19 protein-coding genes are annotated in these 22,116 nt (G+C 62.4%); 2 read left to right on the top strand and 17 right to left on the bottom strand.

The features are described from left to right. Positions 1-167: 167 nt before the first annotated feature. From K8I04_12370 to mtnA, 17 genes are all read right to left on the bottom strand, one after another. Positions 168-1,079, bottom strand: a complete 912-nt coding sequence (locus K8I04_12370) for a diguanylate cyclase (protein ID MBZ0072505.1) — start codon at positions 1,077-1,079, stop codon at positions 168-170. A gap of 53 nt (positions 1,080-1,132) precedes the next feature. Further along, complete coding sequence (locus K8I04_12365) at positions 1,133-2,122, bottom strand: response regulator (GenBank protein MBZ0072504.1); 990 nt, start codon at positions 2,120-2,122, stop codon at positions 1,133-1,135. Between the two features lie 270 nt (positions 2,123-2,392). Beyond that, the gene (locus K8I04_12360; protein ID MBZ0072503.1) at positions 2,393-2,680 is read right to left on the bottom strand and encodes a ComEA family DNA-binding protein; all 288 of its coding nucleotides are present in this window, start codon (positions 2,678-2,680) and stop codon (positions 2,393-2,395) included. Positions 2,681-2,753: 73 nt separating this feature from the next. After that, positions 2,754-3,482 carry an orotidine-5'-phosphate decarboxylase gene (gene pyrF, locus K8I04_12355; GenBank protein MBZ0072502.1) on the bottom strand — a complete coding sequence of 243 codons (729 nt, stop codon included), beginning with the start codon at positions 3,480-3,482 and terminating at the stop codon, positions 2,754-2,756. 313 nt (positions 3,483-3,795) lie between these two features. Beyond that, complete coding sequence (gene lapB, locus K8I04_12350; protein MBZ0072501.1) at positions 3,796-4,962, bottom strand: lipopolysaccharide assembly protein LapB; 1,167 nt, start codon at positions 4,960-4,962, stop codon at positions 3,796-3,798. 2 nt (positions 4,963-4,964) lie between these two features. Continuing rightward, positions 4,965-5,258 carry a LapA family protein gene (locus K8I04_12345; protein ID MBZ0072500.1) on the bottom strand — a complete coding sequence of 98 codons (294 nt, stop codon included), beginning with the start codon at positions 5,256-5,258 and terminating at the stop codon, positions 4,965-4,967. Positions 5,259-5,635: 377 nt separating this feature from the next. After that, a complete protein-coding gene (locus K8I04_12340; GenBank protein MBZ0072499.1) occupies positions 5,636-5,944 on the bottom strand; it encodes an integration host factor subunit beta in 309 nt (102 codons plus the stop codon). 105 nt (positions 5,945-6,049) lie between these two features. Next, entirely contained in the window at positions 6,050-7,726 is a 1,677-nt protein-coding gene (gene rpsA / locus K8I04_12335) for a 30S ribosomal protein S1 (protein MBZ0072498.1), read from the bottom strand. 161 nt (positions 7,727-7,887) lie between these two features. After that, a complete protein-coding gene (gene cmk, locus K8I04_12330) occupies positions 7,888-8,583 on the bottom strand; it encodes a (d)CMP kinase (protein ID MBZ0072497.1) in 696 nt (231 codons plus the stop codon). 21 nt (positions 8,584-8,604) lie between these two features. After that, positions 8,605-9,933, bottom strand: a complete 1,329-nt coding sequence (gene aroA / locus K8I04_12325; protein ID MBZ0072496.1) for a 3-phosphoshikimate 1-carboxyvinyltransferase — start codon at positions 9,931-9,933, stop codon at positions 8,605-8,607. A gap of 184 nt (positions 9,934-10,117) precedes the next feature. After that, positions 10,118-10,978, bottom strand: coding sequence for a prephenate dehydrogenase/arogenate dehydrogenase family protein (locus K8I04_12320; protein ID MBZ0072495.1), 861 nt, complete (start codon positions 10,976-10,978; stop codon positions 10,118-10,120). After that, positions 10,975-12,099, bottom strand: coding sequence for a histidinol-phosphate transaminase (gene hisC, locus K8I04_12315; GenBank protein ID MBZ0072494.1), 1,125 nt, complete (start codon positions 12,097-12,099; stop codon positions 10,975-10,977). Before hisC ends, K8I04_12320 begins: the two co-directional genes overlap by 4 nt. A 113-nt stretch (positions 12,100-12,212) precedes the next feature. After that, positions 12,213-13,298, bottom strand: coding sequence for a prephenate dehydratase (gene pheA, locus K8I04_12310; GenBank protein MBZ0072493.1), 1,086 nt, complete (start codon positions 13,296-13,298; stop codon positions 12,213-12,215). A gap of 171 nt (positions 13,299-13,469) precedes the next feature. Then, positions 13,470-14,633, bottom strand: coding sequence for a phosphoglycerate dehydrogenase (locus K8I04_12305; protein MBZ0072492.1), 1,164 nt, complete (start codon positions 14,631-14,633; stop codon positions 13,470-13,472). Between the two features lie 111 nt (positions 14,634-14,744). Next, complete coding sequence (gene serC / locus K8I04_12300) at positions 14,745-15,827, bottom strand: 3-phosphoserine/phosphohydroxythreonine transaminase (protein ID MBZ0072491.1); 1,083 nt, start codon at positions 15,825-15,827, stop codon at positions 14,745-14,747. Between the two features lie 465 nt (positions 15,828-16,292). Further along, positions 16,293-18,851 (bottom strand): DNA gyrase subunit A, encoded by a 2,559-nt coding sequence (gene gyrA, locus K8I04_12295; protein MBZ0072490.1) that lies wholly within the window; start codon positions 18,849-18,851, stop codon positions 16,293-16,295. A 154-nt stretch (positions 18,852-19,005) separates the two neighbouring features. Continuing rightward, positions 19,006-20,085: an S-methyl-5-thioribose-1-phosphate isomerase gene (gene mtnA / locus K8I04_12290; GenBank protein MBZ0072489.1), complete on the bottom strand. Its 1,080-nt coding sequence runs from the start codon at positions 20,083-20,085 to the stop codon at positions 19,006-19,008. 192 nt (positions 20,086-20,277) lie between these two features. On the opposite strand from mtnA, the gene K8I04_12285 reads away from it, so the two are divergent. After that, positions 20,278-20,919 (top strand): OmpA family protein, encoded by a 642-nt coding sequence (locus K8I04_12285; protein ID MBZ0072488.1) that lies wholly within the window; start codon positions 20,278-20,280, stop codon positions 20,917-20,919. Positions 20,920-21,265: 346 nt separating this feature from the next. Continuing rightward, on the top strand, positions 21,266-22,096 hold the full coding sequence (locus K8I04_12280; protein ID MBZ0072487.1) for a mechanosensitive ion channel: 831 nt from the start codon (positions 21,266-21,268) through the stop codon (positions 22,094-22,096). Positions 22,097-22,116 lie beyond the last annotated feature (20 nt).

The raw sequence follows: 22,116 nt of genomic DNA, 5'->3' as shown, positions 1-22,116 counted from the left end.
CGCCAGGTGGCGCGCGGGGGCGCCCCGCTACTGCTTGGTGGGCGGCTCAGCCTCGCCGAAGCGGATCAGGGCCTTACTTCTTCTGGAGCAGACTCTCACCGATGCCCTGAATGAATCAGAGGCTCCTTAAAGTGATGGATTGCCATGGCTAGGGGGCCCGATGGATGCTAGCCGGCGAAAACCACACTCTGATTTCGGCCACCATGCTTGGCCTGATACAGCGCCTGGTCGGAGGCACTGAGCCACTGGGCGTGATCGCTCATAGCAGGGCTGACCTCGGCAACACCCAGACTGACAGTGAACTGGATTTCATGCTGCTGAAAGCCAATTTTCAGGGCGGCGATCTTCTTCCGCAGGCGCTCTGCCAGGTAATGACTTTGTTCTGCGTTGGTATCGATCAGGATTACGCCGAATTCTTCGCCACCGTAACGCCCGGCGATGTCGGTCGTGCGGATGCTGCTGCGGAGCGTACGTGAGGTTAATCGGATAACCTCGTCTCCAGCCTGATGGCCGTAGGTGTCATTGACTTTCTTGAAGTGGTCGATATCAAACATGATCAGTGTGCTGGCCTGTTTGGTGCGCTGGTAACGTGCAAATTCCACCTGCAGACATTCTTCCCAGTAGCCGCGATTGTGCAACTCGGTCAGACGATCGGTGCGCGATAATTTCGCGAGGCTGGTGTTTGCGGCCTCCAGTGCGTATTTGCCGATGGCAATGTCGGTTACGTCATACAGGATTACGCCGATGTGGTTGATCTTGCCATCTGGCGAGAGCAGTGGAATCAGGGTCATGTTCTGATACATGAATTCCGCGGTGCCGGTGATGGGGCGGTAATTCTTGAAGCGCAGCAGATACGGACGTTGTTCATAGGTTGTGAAGGCACGACTCTCCAACAGGAAAACCGACTCGGCCTTATTTTGAAACCAGTTCTTGGAGATATCCGGAAACTGCTCGAACAGGTTGTTGCCGATCACATCGGCCGCTGACTGGCCACTATGATTTTCCATGAAGCCATTCCAGAGCATGATCCGGTAATGACGATCGAGCACCATCAGGCCTACATCGAGGGTCTGGACCATGTCCATCAACCAATGAAATCCCTCGATGTCGGTGTTGTGGCCAGGCATGGTGGTCAAAAGTCCAAAAAGGAGGTGCGTTCATGCAGTGCGTCCAGAGAGTCTTCGCTGAACAGCAGCATGAGATCGCAATCGATGTTGCAATTTTCGATACGGTACTCGATTTCGATAGCCAGAGTGCGGTTCCAGCGCGAGGTATCATGATCCAGTAACTCGGAGATATTGACGTGCCGCCCCAGTATGATCGGATGGCCCTGGCTGAAACTGATATCCAATTGATCCGCGATGCCCTTCAGACAGGCACCGATCAGAATATTGGAGATATCCATCAATAGTTCGAGTTCCGCATTGTCGTCGATCTCGCCCTCATGGTGCATCAACGTGGCGATATCGGCGAAGCTGGATTCGGTGAAGGTCAGCATGGCCTCGCCCGCAATACCGGCGCCAATAAAGCCCTGGCAGACAGCTGAAATGGTGGTACTGGCCTCAATGGCTGAGAGTGTCATGTGCAGATCGCTGCCTTCGATCATGCGCACCTTGAGCCCGGGCAGTTTGACGAAGGCGCCCAATAAGCGTGCCAGCAAATCTCCGGCGCGGCCCATGGCGACATTGGCAATTTCCTGGACACGGTCCAAGGCATCAACTTTGAAGTCAATGTCGGGCTGGGTTTGTCCGGGTGCACCGCGAATACCGTACTTGTCGAGTATTTCGCCGATCTTGTCGGCGTCGATCGGTTTCTTGATGAAATCCAAGGCGCCCAGCGCCAGCACGCGGGTACGCGCCTCGGGTTGGATATCGCCGGACACGACAATGACCATGGTATTGAGGTCTTCGCGGCGGATGGTTTCCAGGACCTGGTAACCATCCAGTACCGGCATGTTGAGGTCTAGAAACAGGATATCGCCCTTGCCGGCCCGGAGTGCGTCGAGCCCCTCCGCGCCATTGGCCGCAAAGGACAGAGTGACATCCCAATCGTCCGGTAGCGCGCGCGCCATTTGTTTTTGGGCAAAACTTGAATCGTCGCAGATGAGTACGGGCGTGGGCATATCGGGCGAAACTATAAGCGATGGATTGAACCTGCGCTACTGCGCGGTGCCGGCGTTGCGCGGATGTCAACCTGGGTTTGGTGTCTCTGGAAGGGGCAGATAGGGACCGTCACGCAGCCTGGGCCGAAGCATTACAGCAAAGCGGCCTTATTCTGTCCGTGACTATTGGTCTTTGGTGGTGCGTCGCTGCGCCGACGCACCCTACACGTACGCTCTGAGAGAAAAGGCGGCCCGAAGAGGTCGGGCCGCCGTGTGACGCACGGGGTGTCGCTACTTCTTGGTAGCCGGCTCGGCCTCGCCGAAGCGGATCAGGGCCTGATTCTTCTGGACCAGGTTCTCGCCGATGCCCTTGACGCGAGCCAGATCCTGATGGCTGCGGTAGGGCCCGTGCTGGGCACGGTGGGCGACGATGGCAGCGGCCTTGCTCGGGCCGACACCGTTCAGTGCCTCCGCCAGCTGGTCGGCGGACGCCGTATTGACGTCGACCGGGCCGGCGAATGCCAGCCAGGGCAGGAACAGACACAGTGCGATGAAAGCCCGCAGGGATGTACGGATCATGATGACCTCCTTGTCTTTGGTTGGATGGGACGGCGCCCGCCATTCCTTGCAGGCGCCGCGATTAGAGTAGCAGCTACGCGCTGCCGGTCAATTCGCTGATTTCGCCAGCGATGGCGCGCAGGGCGGCGATCGGGTCGGATGCCTGGGTGATGGGCCGGCCGATCACCAGATAGTGGGCGCCGGCGGCCATGGCCTGGCCGGGGGTCATGACCCGCTGCTGGTCATCGGTGGACGCGCCGGCCGGGCGTACGCCGGGCGTCACCAGCCGGAACGCGGGGCCAAGACTGCCGGCCAGCGCCGCCGCCTCCTGCGGCGAACAGACCACACCGTCCAGGCCGCTGGCGTGCGCCAGGGTCGCCAGGCGCAGGACGTTGTCCGCGGGCGACCCGGTCAGGCCGACCTCGGCGAGGTCGTCCGCGCCCAGGCTGGTGAGGAGGGTCACCGCGATCAGCAACGGCCGGCGCCCGCCGGCATCGTCCAGCGCCTCGCGCGCCGCGGTCATCATCCGGCGCCCGCCCTGGGCATGCACGTTGACCATCCACACGCCGAGTTCGGCCGCCGCCCGGCAGGCCTGTGCGACGGTGTTGGGGATGTCGTGGAATTTGAGATCGAGGAAGACATCGAAGCCGCGCCCGACCAACGTGCGCACGAGTTCGGGCCCGCTGCGCGTGAACAGCTCCTTGCCGACCTTGAGCCGGCACAGCGCCGGTGCGAGCCGGTCGACGAGGGCGAGTGCATCGGCGGCGTTGGCGTAGTCGAGTGCGACGATGATGCGGGGATCGGGGGGGTTGGAGGTTGTCATGAGTCGTTCGCCTCGTGCTGCGCAATTCCAATCAATAAAACCTTGCTAGTGCACTTTACGTACCTTTAACCGCAATGGTCGCGAAGGCGCGCGAAGAAAACCCCAGGCAAATGTCGCAAGCCGCCTTCTCTCCCCCAGGAGAAGAGAAGGCGTTCACGATGCTACATTTTTGGAGGTCCTTCGCGTCCCTTCGTGTCCTTCGTGGTGAAAACGCCTTTCAAGCCTCTATGGCGCGTCAGGCTGCGCCTCGACGCACCCTACGGGGGCATTGTGGCGTCGGCTGGTGCCGTGGTTTCCGTTGCCAATGCCTCGCTCATTCACCCTCGACACCGTGGATGGGTTTGACGGTGTTCCATTCCTTACAGGTCGGGCATTGCCAATGCAGGGATTTGCCGTCGAAGCCACAGTGGATGCAGCGGTACACGGGCTTGCCCTGCAGCAGCTGCGTGACCAGCGCGCGCAGGATGAGCAGGTCATCTTTACTCTTGCCCGAGGCCGCGGCGAGATCCAGGTCGATCAGCCGGCCGAGGCCGCGCACCGATGGCCGCTTGCGCACCTGCTCCGTCAGGAACTCCGTCGCCACGGTCTCGCCACGGGATTCCAGCAGCAGCTCGGTCAGCATCAGCATCGGTGAGACACCGTCGTAGTGCTCGATGACCGTGTGCAGATAGTCGGCGAATTCAGTCGTGGTGTTCAGCTGCTCGTGGCACTGGTGCATCGGCTCCAGCACCTCCGGCAAAAATTCGATGTCCTGGTCGGCGACCTCGCGGAATGACTTCAGGGCCGCCTTGCCGTTGCCGGCGCGCATGGCCATGCGGCCCTGCAGGATGCTGGCGCGCACACAGCGTCGATCGAAACCCAGCGCGCGCTTGATCAGCTGCCCCGCCTGAGCCTCATCACCCTGCTTCAGCGCCCGCTCGGCCAGCTCACAGTGGAACTGGGCGATGACAGGCTTCATCGCCTGGCTGCCCTCGCTGTCCAGGCGCCGGGCGACCTCGATGGCCTTGTCCCACTCCTTCTCCTGCTGATAGATGTCGAGCAGATGGCGCAGCGCCGGCAGGCGATGGGCATTGCCCTCGAGAAGTTCCTCGAACAGGCTTTCGGCGCGGTCCAGCCAGCCGGCACGCATGTAGTCCTGGCCGAGTTCGAGCAGTGCGGCGCTGCGCTGCTCCTTGCTGAGCGTAGGGCGTGCAATCAGGTTCTGATGGATGCGGATGGCGCGGTCGACCTCGCCGCGGCGGCGGAACAGGTTGCCCAGCGCCAGGTGCGTCTCGGCCGTATCACGGTCGATCTCGACCATGCGCACGAAGACCTCGATGGCCTTGTCCGGCTGTTCATTCAGCAGGAAGTTGAGGCCCTGAAAATAGCGCGCGCTGAATTCACGCGACGCCGGCCGGCGCGTATTGTGCCCCGATCGCTTCGCCATGATCCAGCCGGATGCGGCCGCCACGGGGAGGAGCAACCATAGAAGCTCCAACATGATCAGTGCGTATCTTTGAGGGGGATACTGCGCAGGTTGGTGACTTCCTGCTCCGCCAGCCTGACCTGGCGCCGCAGCCGTTGGGTTTCACGCTTGAGGCGGATCACCAGGCCCAGCGAGAACAACACGCCGGCAAGGGCGCCGCCGGCCAACGTGAGCACCAGCGTCAGGGCCAGCGGCACCTCGCGCGTGCCCAGAAAGTAATTCAGTTCGACGGGTTTGGCGTTGACGACCGCAAACGCGAGTCCGAGCAGGACGAGCGCCGCCAATACCACATAGGCCAACAGACGGGGCATGGTCTCCTCCACGATCTGCGCGTTGAAGTAAACCCAAAAACCGCACTTGCCAAAGAGCAACACGGTCCAGGACTTTTTAGCCACGAAACGTGAGGATCTTGTCCGTGTCGTTCCGTGTGCTTCCGTGGCTGAAGTACGTTTTCAGGTCCAAAGTGGGCCGCGGAAGACACCGACGATACCGGAAGCGCGTCGGCTGGGGAATCCACGGGAATCAATCCTGCCGGCAGGCCGGGGCAGCACCACCGCGGCGAGGCCAGGTCCGGGGTATACCGCCCGGTGCCTCCAGAGTAAAGAGGTGGGATGCAGACTGTCCGATGTTGTCGGATCGCCTGCGCAGCCGGCCCCGAGCCTGACCGTGCGTCACCCGGGACTGGGGCTCAGGTCTCCTGTTTGATCTCGATGTCGCGTCCCGCGTTGACCCGTTCACGCAGTTCCTTGCCCGGCTTGAAATGCGGGACGTATTTCGCGGACAACGCCACGGCCTCGCCGGTCTTGGGGTTGCGGCCGACGCGCGGCGGACGGTAGTGCAGTGAGAAGCTGCCGAAACCGCGGATCTCGATGCGGTTGCCGGTCGAGAGCGACTGGCTCATCTGCTCGAGCAAGCTCTTGACGGCGAGTTCGACGTCCTTGTAGTTCAGATGGCTGTTCTTGCTGGCGATAATTTCAATCAGTTCAGACTTTGTCATTATCTTCTTCCTGATCAGTGATCAGAGCCGGGAGGCCATGGACCATGGCCTCCCTGACCGAACAACACGATAAACGAATAGACGGGGACCCCCAGCCCAATGGACTCAGCTATCCTTGCCTTCCATCTTCTCCTTGAGCAGGTCGCCAAAGCTCGTGGTCGTCCCACCCGAAGAGCGTGAGTAGTCCTGTACCGCTTCGGCTTCCTCATCGCTATCTTTAGCCTTGATGGACAGGCTGATGGTACGGGTCTTGCGATCCACGCCCATGAACTTGGCCTCGACCTCGTCGCCCGGCTTGAGGACGCTGCGGGCGTCTTCGATGCGGTCGCGGGCCAGCTCGGAGGCGCGCAAGGTGCCTTCGACGCCATCGCCCAGATCGATCACCGCTGCCTTGGCATCCACTTCGCGGACCGTGCCCTTCACGATGCTGCCCTTGGCGTGCTCACCGACGAAGTTGGAGAACGGATCGCGATCCATCTGCTTGATACCGAGGGAGATGCGCTCGCGCTCCGGATCGACTGCCAGCACCACGGCCTCGACCTCGTCGCCCTTCTTGAAATTGCGCACCGCCTCTTCGCCCGGCAGGTTCCAGGAGATGTCGGACAGGTGCACCAGGCCATCGATACCGCCGTCCAGGCCGATGAAGATGCCGAAGTCGGTAATGGACTTGATGACGCCCGAGACGCGGTCGTTCTTGTTGTGGGTCGCACCGAACTCGTCCCAGGGATTGGAGTGGCACTGCTTCATGCCGAGCGAGATGCGGCGACGCTCCTCGTCGATGTCGAGCACCATCACCTCGATCTCCTCGCCGATATGCACCATCTTAGCCGGATTGACGTTCTTGTTGGTCCAATCCATCTCGGAGACGTGTACCAGACCCTCGACACCCTCTTCGATCTCGACGAAGCAGCCGTAGTCGGCGATGTTGGTGACCTTGCCGAACAGGCGGGTGTGTTCCGGATAGCGGCGCGCCAGATCCGCCCACGGATCCTGACCCAGTTGCTTCAGGCCCAGGGAGACGCGGTTGCGCTCACGGTCGAACTTCAGCACCTTGACGTCGATCTCGTCACCGACGTTGACGATCTCGGAAGGATGTTTGACGCGCTTCCAGGCCATGTCGGTGATATGCAGCAGGCCATCGATACCACCCAGGTCGACGAACACACCGTAGTCGGTGAGGTTCTTGACTACACCCTTGATGATCATGCCTTCCTGCAGGTTCTTCAGCAGGGCCTCGCGTTCGGCGCTGTATTCGGATTCGACGACGGCGCGGCGCGACACGACCACGTTGTTGCGCTTCTGGTCGAGTTTGATGACCTTGAATTCGAGTTCCTTGCCTTCCAGATAGGCGGTATCGCGTACCGGGCGCACGTCCACCAGGGAACCGGGCAGGAACGCACGGATATCGCTGATGTCGACGGTGAAGCCACCCTTGACCTTGCCGCTGATCATGCCGGTCACGGTCTCGCCATCCTCGAAGGCCTTTTCGAGCACGATCCAGGCGCGCGCACGCTTGGCCTTTTCGCGCGACAGGCGCGTCTCGCCAAAGCCGTCCTCCATCGCGTCCAGTGCGACTTCGACACTGTCGCCCACATGGACCTCGAGTTCGCCCTGTTCGTTACGGAACTGTTCGATCGGGATCACCCCTTCCGACTTCAGTCCGGCGTTGACCACCACCACATCCGAGCGGATGTCGATGACGGTGCCGGTGACAATCGCACCGGGGCGCATTTGCTGATTGGCAATGCTCTGTTCAAACAGTTCTGCAAAACTTTCGCTCATGAAACACGTTTCCTTGAACCGCCGGATAGTCGCGGTTCCGTTGTTGGGCCACCCGAAGGCAGCGGGTTGGTTAATGACAACGCCCGAGTATCATTCCTCCGGGCACCTGAACAAAACTACAAACTCGACACGGACCTGCAATGGATCGTTACACTGACCGTTTAAGACGGATGCCAAGGCAACTGGTGCCGTACCAGATCACGCACGCGGGCCAGTGTAGCGCCGATATCCAGCGTCGAAGTATCGATGACGATGGCATCGTCCGCCGGTTTCAATGGCGCCACCGCCCGGTTCGCATCACGACGGTCACGCTCGGCGATATCGGCCGCGAGCGTGGGAAGACTAGCACTCAACCCTTTCTCTATCAACTGCTTATAGCGCCTGCGCGCGCGTTCCTCGGCGCTCGCGGTGAGGAACAGCTTGAGTGGGGCGTCGGGGAACACCACCGTGCCCATGTCGCGGCCATCCGCGACCAGGCCCGGTGGGCGGCAGAAGGCACGCTGACGCGCCAGCAGGGCCGCGCGAACCGCTGGAATCACGGCCACCTGGGAGGCCGCATTCCCGACAGACTCTGTCCTTATTTCAGTACTGATATCAATATCATTCAAAATAATATTCGAGTTATTTGTCGAAAAAGAGACCGGTAGATTCAGGCCCAGTTCGGCGAGCCGCCCGGCGTCGTCGAGGGCGATCCCCTGTTGCTGGGCGGCAAAGGCCAGGATGCGGTAGAGGGCGCCGCTGTCGAGGAAATGCCAACCGAGTTCCGTGGCCAGGGCCTGGGCGATGGTGCCCTTCCCCGAGCCGCTGGGGCCGTCGATGGCGATGACCGGGACGGCCGCAAAGGTGGATTCGGTCATGCCATCCTCCGGTCCGCCCGGTCAGCCCTGCCGGATGTCGAGGCCCGTGGCACGCGCCAGCGCCACGAAGTGCGGGAAGGAGGTGTTCACGTTGGCGCAGTCGTCGATGTCGATCGGCCCGCCGGCGCACAGCGCCGCCATCGCGAAGGACATGGCGATGCGGTGATCACCGCGGCTGTCGATGCGGCCCTGTCCCAGTGTATTCCCCGGGGTGCCACCCTCGATGATCATGCCGTCCGGGGTCGGCCGGGCGTCGATGCCCAGCACCTGCAGGCCGTCGGCCATCACCTGGATGCGATCGGACTCCTTGACGCGCAGTTCCTCGGCGCCGGTCAGCACGGTGCGCCCCGTGGCACAGGCGGCGGCGACGAACAGCGCGGGGAACTCGTCGATGGCCAGCGGCACCAGTTCCGGCGGGATGTCGATGCCGCGCAGACGGGCGGCGCGCACGCGCAGATCGGCCACCAGTTCGCCGCCGACCTCGCCTTCGTTCAGCACCTCGATGTCGGCCCCCATGGCGCGCAGGATGTCGATCACGCCGGTGCGGGTCGGGTTCATGCCGACATGCTCCAGCACCAGATCCGAGCCGGGTGCGATGCTGGCGCCGACCAGGAAGAAGGCCGCCGAGGAGATGTCCGCCGGCACGTCGATCGGCGCGGCGTAGAGCTGGCCGCCGCCCGGCACGCAGGCGGTGGCGCCGTGCACCTCGACCGGATAGCCCAGGCCCCTGAGCATGCGCTCGGTGTGGTCGCGGGTCGGTGCGGGCTCCGTCACACAGGTGCGGCCCTGGGCGTACAGACCGGCCAGCAGCACACAGGACTTCACCTGCGCGCTGGCCATCGGCAGCGCGTAGCGGATCGCCTGCAGGCGTTGCCCCCCGTGGATGGTGAGCGGCGCGGTGCCGCCTGCGGTGGTCTCGATATGGGCGCCCATCTCCGCCAACGGCTCGGTGACCCGACGCATGGGGCGCTGCGACAGCGAGGCGTCGCCGGTCAGTACGGAATCGAAGGCCTGCCCCGCCAGCAACCCGGCGAGCAGACGCATGGAGGTGCCGGAGTTACCGACATACAGCGGCTCACTCGGCGCCCGCAGGCCGTGCAGACCGACACCGTGAACGCGCACGCTCCCGTCGTACGGTCCTTCGATGGTAACGCCCATGGCACGAAACGCCGTCAGCGTCGCCAGGCTGTCCTCGCCCTCGAGAAACCCGCTGATCTCGGTGATGCCCTCGGCCAGGGCCCCCAGCATGATGGCGCGGTGCGAGATGGACTTGTCCCCCGCCACACGGATGCGCCCGGTGAGCGCGCCGCCGGGCGCGACATGGAAACGAATGTTGGTAGCTGCGTTCATAGGCCTGACCGATCGTTTATTTTTAACCACGAAGGACACAAAGGACACGAAGGGAAATCATGAAAATGCTGCTTGCATCCATGGACAGCACGAGATGGCTATTCTGCCAACAGGGCCCGCATGTTTGCTCTGTAATGCACTTCGTGTCCTTTGTGTCCTTCGTGGTTAAATTGCATTAGGAAAATCACCGCTCATTGTGGCGGTCGCGCGCGGCCTTGGCGTTGCGGAAGACGCGCTCGATCGCGGCGCCGTCGCCGCTGCGGATGGCGTCCGCGAGGTGGTCCAGGTCGCTGCGATAGCGGTCCAGCATGGCGAGCAGCGCCGTACCGTTGGCCAGGCAGATGTCGCGCCACATCACCGGGTCGCTGGAGGCGATGCGGGTGAAGTCGCGAAAACCGCCGGCAGCATACCGGAAAATCTCGTCCTCGTCGCTCATCCGCGCCAGGGTATCGACCATCTGGAAGGCCAGCACGTGCGGCAGGTGGCTGGTGGCGGCCAGCACCTCATCGTGGTGGTCGACATCCATATATTGAACCTGGGCGCCGGCGACCTCCCACATGGCCTGCACACGGGCGGTGGCCGCGGGTGAGGTCTCCGGCAGTGGTGTGAGGATCACCGTGCGGTTGCGGTACAGCCCGGCAAGCGACGCCGCCACCCCACTCTTCTCCGTGCCGGCGATGGGGTGGCCGGGCACGAACCCGGGCGGCACGCCGCCGAAGGCGCGGTGCGCGGCCGCGACCACGCAGGCCTTGGCGCTGCCGGCGTCGGTAACCACCGCGTCCGCCGCCAGTGCCGGGGCGATGCTGCGGAACACCGCCTCCATCGCGCCCAGCGGCACGCACACGACGATCATGTCCGCGCCCTGCACGGCACGGGCCGGATCGGTGTCGAAGCGGTCGATCACGCCGAGATCGACCGCCTCCTGCAGATGCTCGACACGGCGTCCGCAGCCGACGATCTCACTGCAGTAACCGGCGTCCCGCAGCGCGCGCGCCAGCGAGCCACCGATCAAGCCGACGCCGACGACGCACAGGCGGCGGATCATGCCAGTACCTTGCGCAGCGCCGCCCCGGCGCGGCGGTTCTCCTGCGCCAGGCCGAGGGTGATGCGCAGGTGGTTCGGCAGCCCGTAGTTGGCGACCGGGCGCACGATCACGCCTTCACGCAGCAGCGCCTCGTACACCGCTGCCGCCGGCCGGCCGACATCCACGCACAGGAAGTTGCCGACCGACGGAATGGCCTCGAGATCCAGCTCCGCGAGGATCTCCGCCCACTGCGCCATACCGGCCCGGTTGAGCTTGAGGCTGGCCTCCAGATGGGCACGGTCGGTCAGCGCCGCCGTCGCGGCGATCAGTGCCAGGGTATTCACATTGAAGGGCTGCCGCACCCGATTGAGTACATCGGCAATCTCGGGATGCGACAGCGCGAAACCGACCCGCAGGCCGGCGAGACCGAAGGCCTTCGAAAACGTGCGCGTCAGGATCAGATTGGGAAACTGCGCCAGCCAGGGGATGCTGTCCGGATAGTCGGGTTCGTCGACGTATTCGACATAGGCCTCGTCGAGTACCACCACCACCTGACGCGGCACGCGCTGCAGGAACGCGTCCAACTCGTCGCGCTTCAGCCAGGTGCCCGTGGGGTTGTTCGGATTGGCGATGAAGATCATACGGGTCTGGTCGGTGACGGCCGCCAGCATCGCCTCGAGATCGTGCCCATAGCGTGGACCGCGTGAACCGTCGTGTGCCGGTACGACCCGCGCAGCGGCACCGACGGCCTGGGTGACGATCGGATAGACGGCGAACGCATGCTGTGAAAACACCGCTTCCAGACCCGGCTGCAGGAAGGCGCGCGCGATGATCTCGAGCACGTCGTTGGAGCCGTTGCCGAGGGTGATGCCCGCGATATCGACATCGTAGCGGTGTGCCAGCGCACGCTTCAGGTCGAAGCCGTTGCCGTCCGGGTAACGGGCGATCTCGCCCAGCGCACCGCGCATCGCCTCCAGTGCCGCCGGGCTGGGTCCGAGCGGATTCTCGTTGGACGCGAGCTTGATCGCATCGCGCACACCGTACTCGCGCTCCAGTTGGCTCAACGGCTTACCGGGCTCGTAGGGCCGCAGTCCTTGTACACCAGGCGTGGCGAGATCGCAGAATGAGAAAGCAGCGGGCATATGTTTCCAACCACCAAGGACACAAAGGACACGAAGCAATTGCTAACATGTTTTCCTTGGTGTCCTTAGTGTCCTTTGTGGTGGAAGCGTTTCCAGTACGACAAGACGATATCTCAAAGAATCGCACGCGGATAGGAGCCCAGGACCTTGAACAGGCTGGCGTGCTCTTCCAGTTCCTTGAGCGCGGTGGCGACCGGCGCATCCTCGACGTGGCCTTCGATATCGACGAAGAACACGTAGTCCCAGATGCCGCGCCGCGACGGGCGCGACTCGATGCGGGTCATGCTCAATCCGTGGCGCGCCATGGGCTCCAGCATACGGTACAACGCACCCGGCTGATTTTTCATCGAGATCAGCAGCGAGGTCTTGTCCTGCCCGCTCGGCGCGACCGCCTGCCGGCCGATGACCAGGAAGCGCGTCGTGTTACCGGGCTCGTCCTCGATGCGGCTGGCCAGGCGCGTCAGACCGTACAACTCCGCCGCCGCCTCGGCGGCCACAGCCGCACTGCCGGGCTCCTGGGCGGCACGGCGCGCCGCCTCGCCGTTACTGCTGACGGCAACGCGCTCGGCCCGTGGCAGATTTGCATCCAACCATTCGCGGCACTGGGCCAGGGCCTGCTGGTGGGCATACACCCGCTTTACGGTATCGAACGCGGGCTCGCGGCTGAGCAGATACAGTTCGATGCGTAGCGACACCTCGCCGCAGATGCGCAACGGCGAGCGCAGGAACATGTCAAGCGTATGGTTGACTACGCCCTCGGTGGAGTTCTCGATGGGCACGACCCCGTAGTTGCAGTCGCCCGACTCCACCTCCCGGAACACCACGTCGATGTCCGGCAACGCACGCATCTCCACCGAGTGACCGAACTGCTTGAGTACAGCGGCCTGAGTGAAGGTGCCTTCCGGTCCCAGATAGCCGATGGACAGCGGCCGCTCCAGCGCCAGACAGGCCGACATGATTTCGCGGAACAGGCGCGTGATTTCCGCGTCCTCCAGCGGCCCGGTGTTGCGTTCCCGCACCCGCCGCAGGATCTCCGCCTCCCGTTCGGGGCGGTAGAAATCGGCCTGGTCGCCCTGTGCGATCTTCACCTCGGCGACCTGCTGCGCACAGGTGGCGCGTGCACTGATCAGCGCCTGGATCTCGAGATCCAGGGCATCGATACGCTCGCGCAGTTCCTGCAGAGTCGGTTTGTCGGTCATATCAATTGAAGGTTAATAAACCACGAAGGACACGAAGTCACTAAAGCAGTCATTAACAAAGCCTCACGCCGTGTCGGCAGGTGTGAGGCTTTGTTAATGCGGGTTTTGGCATGCGCAATCGATTGCCTTTGTGTCCTTCGTGTCCGTTGTGGTCAATGAATCTCAGACCCCCTATACCGTACGCACGGAGAGCACGCCATCGATCGCTCGCAGGCGCTCGAGGCTGGCTGCGTCCACCGGCATCTCCACGTCGACCAGGGTATAGGCCAGCTCGCCGCGTGACCGATTGAGCATGTCGATGATATTGTGGCCGGTCTCGGCCAATGCGGTGGATATCCGGCCCAGCATATACGGGACGTTGGCGTTGACGATCGCCACCCGGAAACCCGCTGTCCGCGGCATGTTGGCCTCGGGGAAATTCACCGCGTTGAGGACATTGCCGTTCTCCAGAAAATCACGTACCTGATCGGCAACCATGACCGCGCAGTTCTCCTCGGCCTCGATCGTCGAGGCGCCGAGGTGCGGGAGTGTCACGACACGCGGATGATCCTTTAACCGGTTACCGGGGAAATCACAGACGTAGGCATAGACCTTGCCGCTGTCGAGTGCCGCGATCACCGCCTGGTCATCGACGATGCCGTCACGTGCAAAATTCAGCAGCACCACACCTCGCTTCATGGATGTCAGTCGGTCGGCATTGATCATGTGCCGGGTGGCGTCGATCAGCGGCACATGAAAAGTGACGAAGTCGGAGCGGTTGAGCAGATCGTCGACGCTGTTGGCCTGCTGTGCCTCGGAGGACAGTTGCCAGGCACGCTGCACGGTGATGTCCGGATCGAAACCGACGACTCGCATGCCCAATGCAAGTGCGGCATTGCAGACCTTCACGCCGATGGCGCCCAGCCCGATCACACCCAGTGTACGGCCGGGGAGTTCGAAACCGACAAAGTTCTTCTTCCCCGCCTCCACCGCCTTATTGATGGTGGCATCGTCGCCCTGTTGGGCACGCGCGAAATCCCAGGCCTGGCAGATGTTGCGTGCGGCCAGCAGCATGCCGGCGATCACCAGCTCCTTCACCGCGTTGGCATTGGCGCCCGGGGCATTGAACACCGGGATGCCGAGCCTGCTGAGCTTCTCTACGGGAATATTGTTCACACCGGCACCGGCACGCCCGACCGCCTTCAGGGTCGGTGGAATCTCCATATCGTGCATCTTGAACGAACGCAACAGGATCGCATCGGGATGCTGAATTTCAGAGGCGACCTCGTAACGATCGCGCGGCAGCCGTTCCAGCCCGGCGACGGAGATATTGTTCAGCGTGAGAATCTTGTACATGCGTCAGCCTAATTTACGTCATTAACCACGAAGGACACAAAGGACACGAAGTATTTATACCAATGCTTTCCTTTGTGTCCTTCGTGTCCTTTGTGGTTTGAGCTGTGTTCTTTATCCGTTGCGCTGCTGGAAATCGGTCATGAACTCGACCAAGGTGTCGACACCGGCTTCGGGCATGGCGTTGTAGAGACTCGCGCGCATACCGCCTACGGAACGGTGGCCCTTGAGCGCGATCATGCCGGCGGCCTTGGCCTCGGCGAGGAAGGTCTTGTCCAGATCGGGGTTGGCCAGCACGAAGGGCACATTCATCCAGGAACGACAGGCCGGATCGACCGGGTTCCGGTAGAAACCGGAATTGTCGATCGCGGCGTAGAGCTTGTCGGCCTTGCGCTTGTTCATCTCGGCGATCCTGGCAAGGCCGCCCTGCTGCTTGATCCACTGAAACACCAGTCCGGCCAGATACCAGCCGTAGGTTGGCGGGGTGTTGTACATGGATTCATTATCGACGTGAATCTTGTAGTCGAACATGGTTGGCGTGCCCGCGACCGTCTCACCGATCAGATCCTCACGCACGATAACCACAGTCAGGCCCGCTGGGCCGATATTCTTTTGTGCCCCGGCATAGATCAGGCCGAATCTACTGACATCGATAGGCCGCGACAGGATGGTCGAGGACATGTCGACGACCAGCGGCACGTCGCCCGCGTCCGGCACCCAGTGGAATTCCACCCCGCCGATGGTCTCGTTGGGTGTGTAGTGCAGATAGGCGGCATCTTTCGACAGCTGCCACTCACCAAAGGCCGGGATGGTTGTGAAGTTGCTCGCCTCGGAGGTCGCGACGACGTTCACGCCGCAATATCGCTTCGCCTCACTGATGGCCTTCTTCGACCAGGCGCCGGTATTGACGTAGTCCGCACCCTGCTTGCCGCGCAGCAGGTTCATTGGAATCATGGCGAACTGGCTGCTGGCGCCTCCCTGCAGGAACAGCACCTTATAATTGGCCGGGATCCCCATGAGTTCCCGCAGATCGCTCTCCGCCTGAGCCGCGATCGACATGAATTCCTTGCCGCGATGGCTCATCTCCATCACCGACATGCCACTGCCCTGCCAGTCCAGCATCTCCGCACGCGCCTGCTCGAGCACGGTTTCGGGCAATACGGCGGGACCTGCACTGAAATTGTATACGCGCGCCATCTGCTGCAACCTCTATATTTCGGAAAAAGCCATTTAACCACTAAGGACGCGAAGGATGATTATTTCAAAAACCTTTGTGTCCTTGGTGTCCTTTGTGGTTAAACGCATTCAATCTGCTGCAATCTCTAGTTCGGAAAAGCCGCTTAACCACAAAGGACACGAAGTACACGAAGGATAATTATTTCAAAAAACTTTGTGCCCTTGGTGTCCTTTGTGGTTAAACGTATTCAATCTGCTGCAAGCTCTATTTCGGAAAAAGCCATTTAACCACGAAGGACACAAAGGGCACGAAGGATGATTATTTCAAAAACTTCGTGTCCTTGGCGTCCTTTGTGGTTAAACGTATTTAATCTGCTGCAAGCTCTATTTCGGAAAAAGCCATTTAACCACGAAGGACACCAAGGGCACGAAGGATAATTATTTCAAAAACTTCGTGTTCTTTGTGTCCTTAGTGGTTAAACGTATTTAATCAGCCGCGTCACCGTCATCATCCGAGTCGTCCTCTGGTTCGATGATGCGTTCCAGTCCTACCAGCTGCTCGTCGTCTGCCAGGCGGATCAGGCGCACGCCCTGGGTGTTACGGCTCATCTGCGAGACTTCCTCGGCGCGCGTGCGTACCAGGGTGCCGGCGTTACTGATCAACATCAGCTCGTCGGCATCGGTGGCCAGGATCGCACCGACCACCGGCCCGTTGCGCTCGTTGGTCTGGATGGAGATCACACCCTGACCGCCGCGGGTATGCACTGGATACTCATCGATCGGTGTACGCTTGCCGTAGCCGTGGGCCGTGGCGGTGAGCACCTCGCCGCCATCGACGATGATCAGTGCGATGACCTTCTGGTCGTCCTGGAGCCTGATGCCGCGTACGCCGCGGGCAGTGCGGCCCATGGGCCGCACGTCCGTCTCCTTGAAGCGGATCGCCTTGCCGGCGTCGGTGAACAACATGACGTCCCGCACGCCATCGGTGATGGCGACATCGACCAGCTGGTCGCCGTCGCGCAACTCCACGGCAATGATGCCGTTGGTGCGGGGGCGCGCGAAACCGGACAGCGGCGTCTTCTTGATAGTGCCGCTGGTGGTGACCATGAAGACGAACTCGTCGTCGCTGAACGTGCGCACCGGCAGCACGGCATTGATGCGTTCGCCCTCTTCCAGCGGCAACAGATTCACGATCGGCTTGCCGCGTGCGGTACGGCCGGCCTGCGGCAGCTGGTAGACCTTCAGCCAGTAGGCCTTGCCGCGGCTGGAGAAACACAGGATCGTATCGTGCGTGTTGGCAATAAACAGCTTATCGACGAAATCCTCTTCCTTGACCGTGATCGCCGCCCTGCCGCGTCCGCCACGCCGCTGCGCGCTATACTGGGTCAGCGGTTGCGCCTTGGCATAGCCGGTATGCGACAAGGTCACCACCACGTCCTCCTCGGTGATGAGGTCTTCCAGGCTCAGATCGACGTGATCGGCGTTGATCTCGGTGCGGCGCGGGTCGCCGAACTGTGTGCGGATCTCGGTCAGCTCGTCGCGAATCACCTGCATCAGCCGGTCAGGGCTGTTGAGGATGGCCAGCAAGCCATCGATCTTATCCAGCAGCTCCCGGTACTCACCGACGATCTTGCCTTGTTCCAGGCCGGTCAGCTGGTGCAGGCGCAACTCCAGGATCGCCTGGGTCTGCGCCTCGGACAGGCGATAGCCTGCCGCGGTCAGACCGAAACCGGCCGCCAGGTCGTCCGGCCGCGAGGCCTCGCTGCCGGCGCGTGCCAGCATGTCGGTGACGATGCCCGGCTCCCAGGCGCGCCCCATCAGGGCATCGCGGGCCTCGGCGCGACTCGGTGATTGCTTGATGACGGCGATGATCTCATCGATATTGGCGAGCGCCACCGCCAGGCCTTCCAGTATATGGGCCCGCTCCCGCGCCTTGCGCAGATCGAACACCGTGCGCCGTGTCACCACCTCACGGCGGTGGCGGATGAACGCCTCCAGCATCTGCTTGAGGTTCAACAGATGCGGCCGACCATCGACCAGCGCGACCATATTGATGCCGAACACATTCTGCATCTGGGTCTGCTGATAGAGGTTGTTCAGCACGACCTCGGCGACTTCACCGCGCTTGAGCTCGATGACCATGCGCATACCGTCCTTGTCGGACTCATCGCGCAGGTTGCTGATGCCCTCGAGCTTCTTGTCTTTGACCAGCTCGGCGATCCGCTCCAGCAGCCGGGCCTTGTTGACCTGATAGGGCAGTTCGGTGACGACGATGGTCTGCCTGGCGCCTTCCTCACCCTCGATCTCAGTGCGCGCGCGTACATGGATGCGGCCGCGGCCGGTGAGATACGCCTCCTGAATCCCGCGCACACCGTTGATGATGCCGGCAGTCGGGAAGTCCGGGCCGGGGATGTGCTGCATCAGGGCACGGATATCGAGGTCGGGATCGTCGATCAACGCCACACACGCGTTGATGACCTCGGTGAGGTTGTGGGGTGGGATATTGGTTGCCATGCCGACGGCGATGCCGGTGGAACCGTTGATCAACAGGTTCGGCAGGCGGGTCGGGAAGACCGTGGGCTCCCGTTCCGATTCGTCGTAGTTGGTGACGAAATCGACCGTTTCCTTGTCGAGGTCGGCGAGCAACTCATGAGCGATCTTCGCCATGCGCACTTCGGTGTAGCGCATGGCCGCCGGGGCGTCGCCGTCGACCGAACCGAAGTTGCCTTGCCCGTCGATGAGCATGTAGCGCAGCGAGAATGGCTGCGCCATGCGCACGATCGTGTCGTACACGGCGGTATCGCCGTGCGGGTGGTATTTACCGATGACGTCGCCGACGACGCGGGCGGATTTTTTATAGGGTTTGTTCCAGTCGTTGCCCAGTTCGCTCATGGCGAACAGCGCGCGCCGGTGCACGGGTTTGAGCCCGTCGCGCACGTCGGGCAGCGCACGTCCCACGATTACGCTCATGGCGTAATCGAGGTAGGACTGTTTCATCTCGTCTTCGAGATTGACGGGCAGGATTTCTTTGGCGAATTCAGCCATCGACGGGGGGCCGGTCCTTACTATTATTTATATGCTTCCGGTTGCGACGAGGTACCTCATGCCGTCCGGACAGGCGCTAAACCGGCGACATTCTAGCATAGACGCCCCACCCACCGCACCTTATGAAAAACGCCGCAGACCCAGCCTCAACGCCTCACACGCGGATGTCCCCGCTCGGCCCGGCCATCAGTGCGGCCATCTTCGCCGCGGTGGGGCGTTCCACAACGCCGCGCTCGGTGACGATGGCATCCACCAGCTCGGCGGGGGTGATGTCGAAGGCGGGATTCCAGGCCACCGCGCCGCTGGCGGCGACCGGCTGACCGCCGAGCGCCAGCACCTCGGCCGGGTCACGCTGCTCGATGGGGATCTGCGCGCCGCTGGCGATGCCCATGTCAATGGTGGAGGTGGGGGCGACCACCATGAAGCGCACCCCATGGTGGCGCGCGTTCACCGCCAGACCGTAGGTACCAATCTTGTTGGCCACGTCGCCGTTGGCGGCGATGCGGTCGGAACCAACGATCACCCACTGCACACTCCCCTGCCGCATGAGGTGCGCGGCAGCAGCGTCGGCGAGCAGCGTCACCGGAATATTGTCCCGCACCAGTTCCCAGGCCGTCAGTCGCGCACCCTGCAACCAGGGTCGGGTCTCGTCGGCGAACACGGCCTCGATGCGGCCGGTCGCCCAGGCGCTGCGGATCACCCCGAGTGCCGTGCCGTAACCGCCGGTCGCGAGTGAACCGGTGTTGCAGTGCGTCAGCACGCCGTGGGTGTCGGTCAGCAGCGCAGCACCGAGTTCGCCCATACGCCGATTGGCGGCGATGTCCTCGGCATGGATCGCCTCGGCCTCCGCCAGCAGCGCCGGCAGTGGATCGCCTTCGATGGCGACGAACCGGGCGCGCATGCGCGCCAGTGCCCAGAACAGATTCACCGCCGTCGGGCGCGATGCCGCCAGCAGCGCCATATCCGCTTCGATCGCTGTTCGCCAGTCCGGGCCGGCGGTGGCGTAGGCCTGCCGCGCCGCCAGGACGACCCCGTAGGCGGCGGCGATGCCGATGGCGGGGGCACCGCGCACCACCATGGCGCGGATCGCCTGTGCCACCGACGCGGCATCGTTGCAATTGAGGTACTCCTCGCGTACCGGCAGCTGGCGCTGATCGAGCAACACGAGCGCATCATCCTGCCAGGTGACTGCCCGGATGCTGTCATGACGTGTGGAACTTACCTCGAAATGCATCGCGTCCACCCCCACTCAGCGCGCTGTCGTGTGTCTATCCCTGCGATTCTGGCATGGATTTCCGGCATGGGATTCTGGCATAGGACGCGCTGGCTTTGAAACAGCGTCTACTGATAGACTATTGCCGCGTCACCAAACTCCAATCACACACGTGACCTCACGATCAATCAACAATACCAAGGAACTTCACCCATGCGTCACCCTCTGCTTCATATCACACTGATCGCCGCCTGCGGGGGTCTCACCCTCAGCATGACCGTGACCGCCCATGAAGGCGGCACCGCGAACGCGGCCTATGTCGGCGATGCCCGTGGCCATCTCGTGCTGGACGGTTCCGGCAACTGCGTGCGCACCAGTTCCTGGAGCAAAGACCTGGCGATTGCGGAATGCGATCCCGATCTGATGCCGAAGGCCGAACCCGTCGTAACAACCACCCCGGCCCCGGTTCCTCCGGCACCGGCCCCGCAGGTGGTGGCAGAATCCGTTTCATTGAGCGCCGGCGCCCTGTTCGACGTGAACAAGGACATCCTGAAACCGGCCGGTGAGCGGGAGCTGCGTGATCTGGCGGCCCGCATCAGGACCATCGACATCGAGCACATCGACATCGCCGGTCACACCGACAGCACCGGCGCCGAGGCGTACAATCAGGACCTGTCCATGCGTCGGGCCATTGCCGTGAAGAACTTCCTCATCGATGAGGGCATCGACCCGCGCACCCTGTCGACCATCGGCTATGGCGAATCCCGCCCCATCGCCGACAACGGCACCGCGGCAGGCCGCGCGCAGAACCGCCGTGTCGAGGTCACCCTGCGCGGTACCCGTCCAGCGAACTGAGCGCGTCTTCCACGTCCGATCAGGCCATCTTCGGCCGCCGCAAGGCGGCCGATTCGTTTGCAGGATACGTCGGCGCAGCGACGGACCCTGACAAAAACCGATGGCCACGGAAATACACGGAAGCACACGAATAATAAAACCCGCCATGACACCACTTTCGCCCGTCTGTCCGTGTGTATCCGTGGTCAATCTCCTTGCCGGTCCACACTCCAGGATCGACCCCGTACGGTACAGCGACGCGCCACGAACGAATCCGTCCCGGCGGCCGCCCTACGCCGGAATCACGCCACCGAATGACCTCGGACCATCCCACGCTCACACATCTTGACGGACCCTGGAGGATCTCATGGACATACTCGCCGGACTCATCACCCCCGAAATGCTGCAGACCCACGTCATCCCCTGGGTGACGCGTATCGCCGTGGCGCTCGCAATCTTCATCATTGGTCGCTGGATCGCACTACGGTTGCTGTCCGCCACCAAAAGGCTTATGCGCCGTGGTGGCATGGACAGCATGCTGATCGACTTCATGTCCAACATCGTCTATTTCATACTGCTGGCGATCGTCGTCATCGCTACGCTGGACCATCTCGGTGTGCAGACCACCTCGCTGCTCGCCATCGTCGGGGCCGCCGGTCTGGCCATCGGCCTGGCCCTCAAGGATTCACTCGGTAATGTCGCCTCCGGCGTGCTGTTGATCATCTTCCGCCCCTTTCGTGTCGGCGATTTCATCGAGGCGGCCGGCACCAGTGGCATCGTGCAGGCTGTGAACGTCTTCAGCACCGTCCTGGCCACCGGCGACAACCGACAGGTCATCGTTCCCAATGGTCGGATCTATGGCGGCACCATCATCAACGTGACTGCGCGGCCCACCCGCCGCATCGACCTGGTCTTCGGCATCGGCTATGGCGACGACATCCGCACCGCCAAACGCCTCATCGGAGAGGTCATGGCCGAGGACGCACGCATCCTGGCCGAGCCGGCACCAGCGATCTCGCTGGCGGAGCTGGCCGACAGCAGCGTCAACATCAATGCCCGACCCTGGGTGAAGACCGGCGACTACTGGGCGGTGCGTTCCGATCTGCTGGAGAACATCAAGGCGGCCTTCGACGCCAACGGCATCAGCATCCCGTTCCCGCAGCGTGACGTGCACCTGCAGCAGGTCGACGCGGCCTGAGGCGTGCGTCCGGGGCGCTT

The organism is Gammaproteobacteria bacterium (genome assembly GCA_019911805.1).
In the GTDB taxonomy this organism is placed as follows: Bacteria; Pseudomonadota; Gammaproteobacteria; order Thiohalobacterales; family Thiohalobacteraceae; genus JAHJQQ01.
The sequence above is the reverse complement of the archived record's forward strand: the minus strand, read 5'-3'. Positions and strand labels throughout refer to the sequence as shown.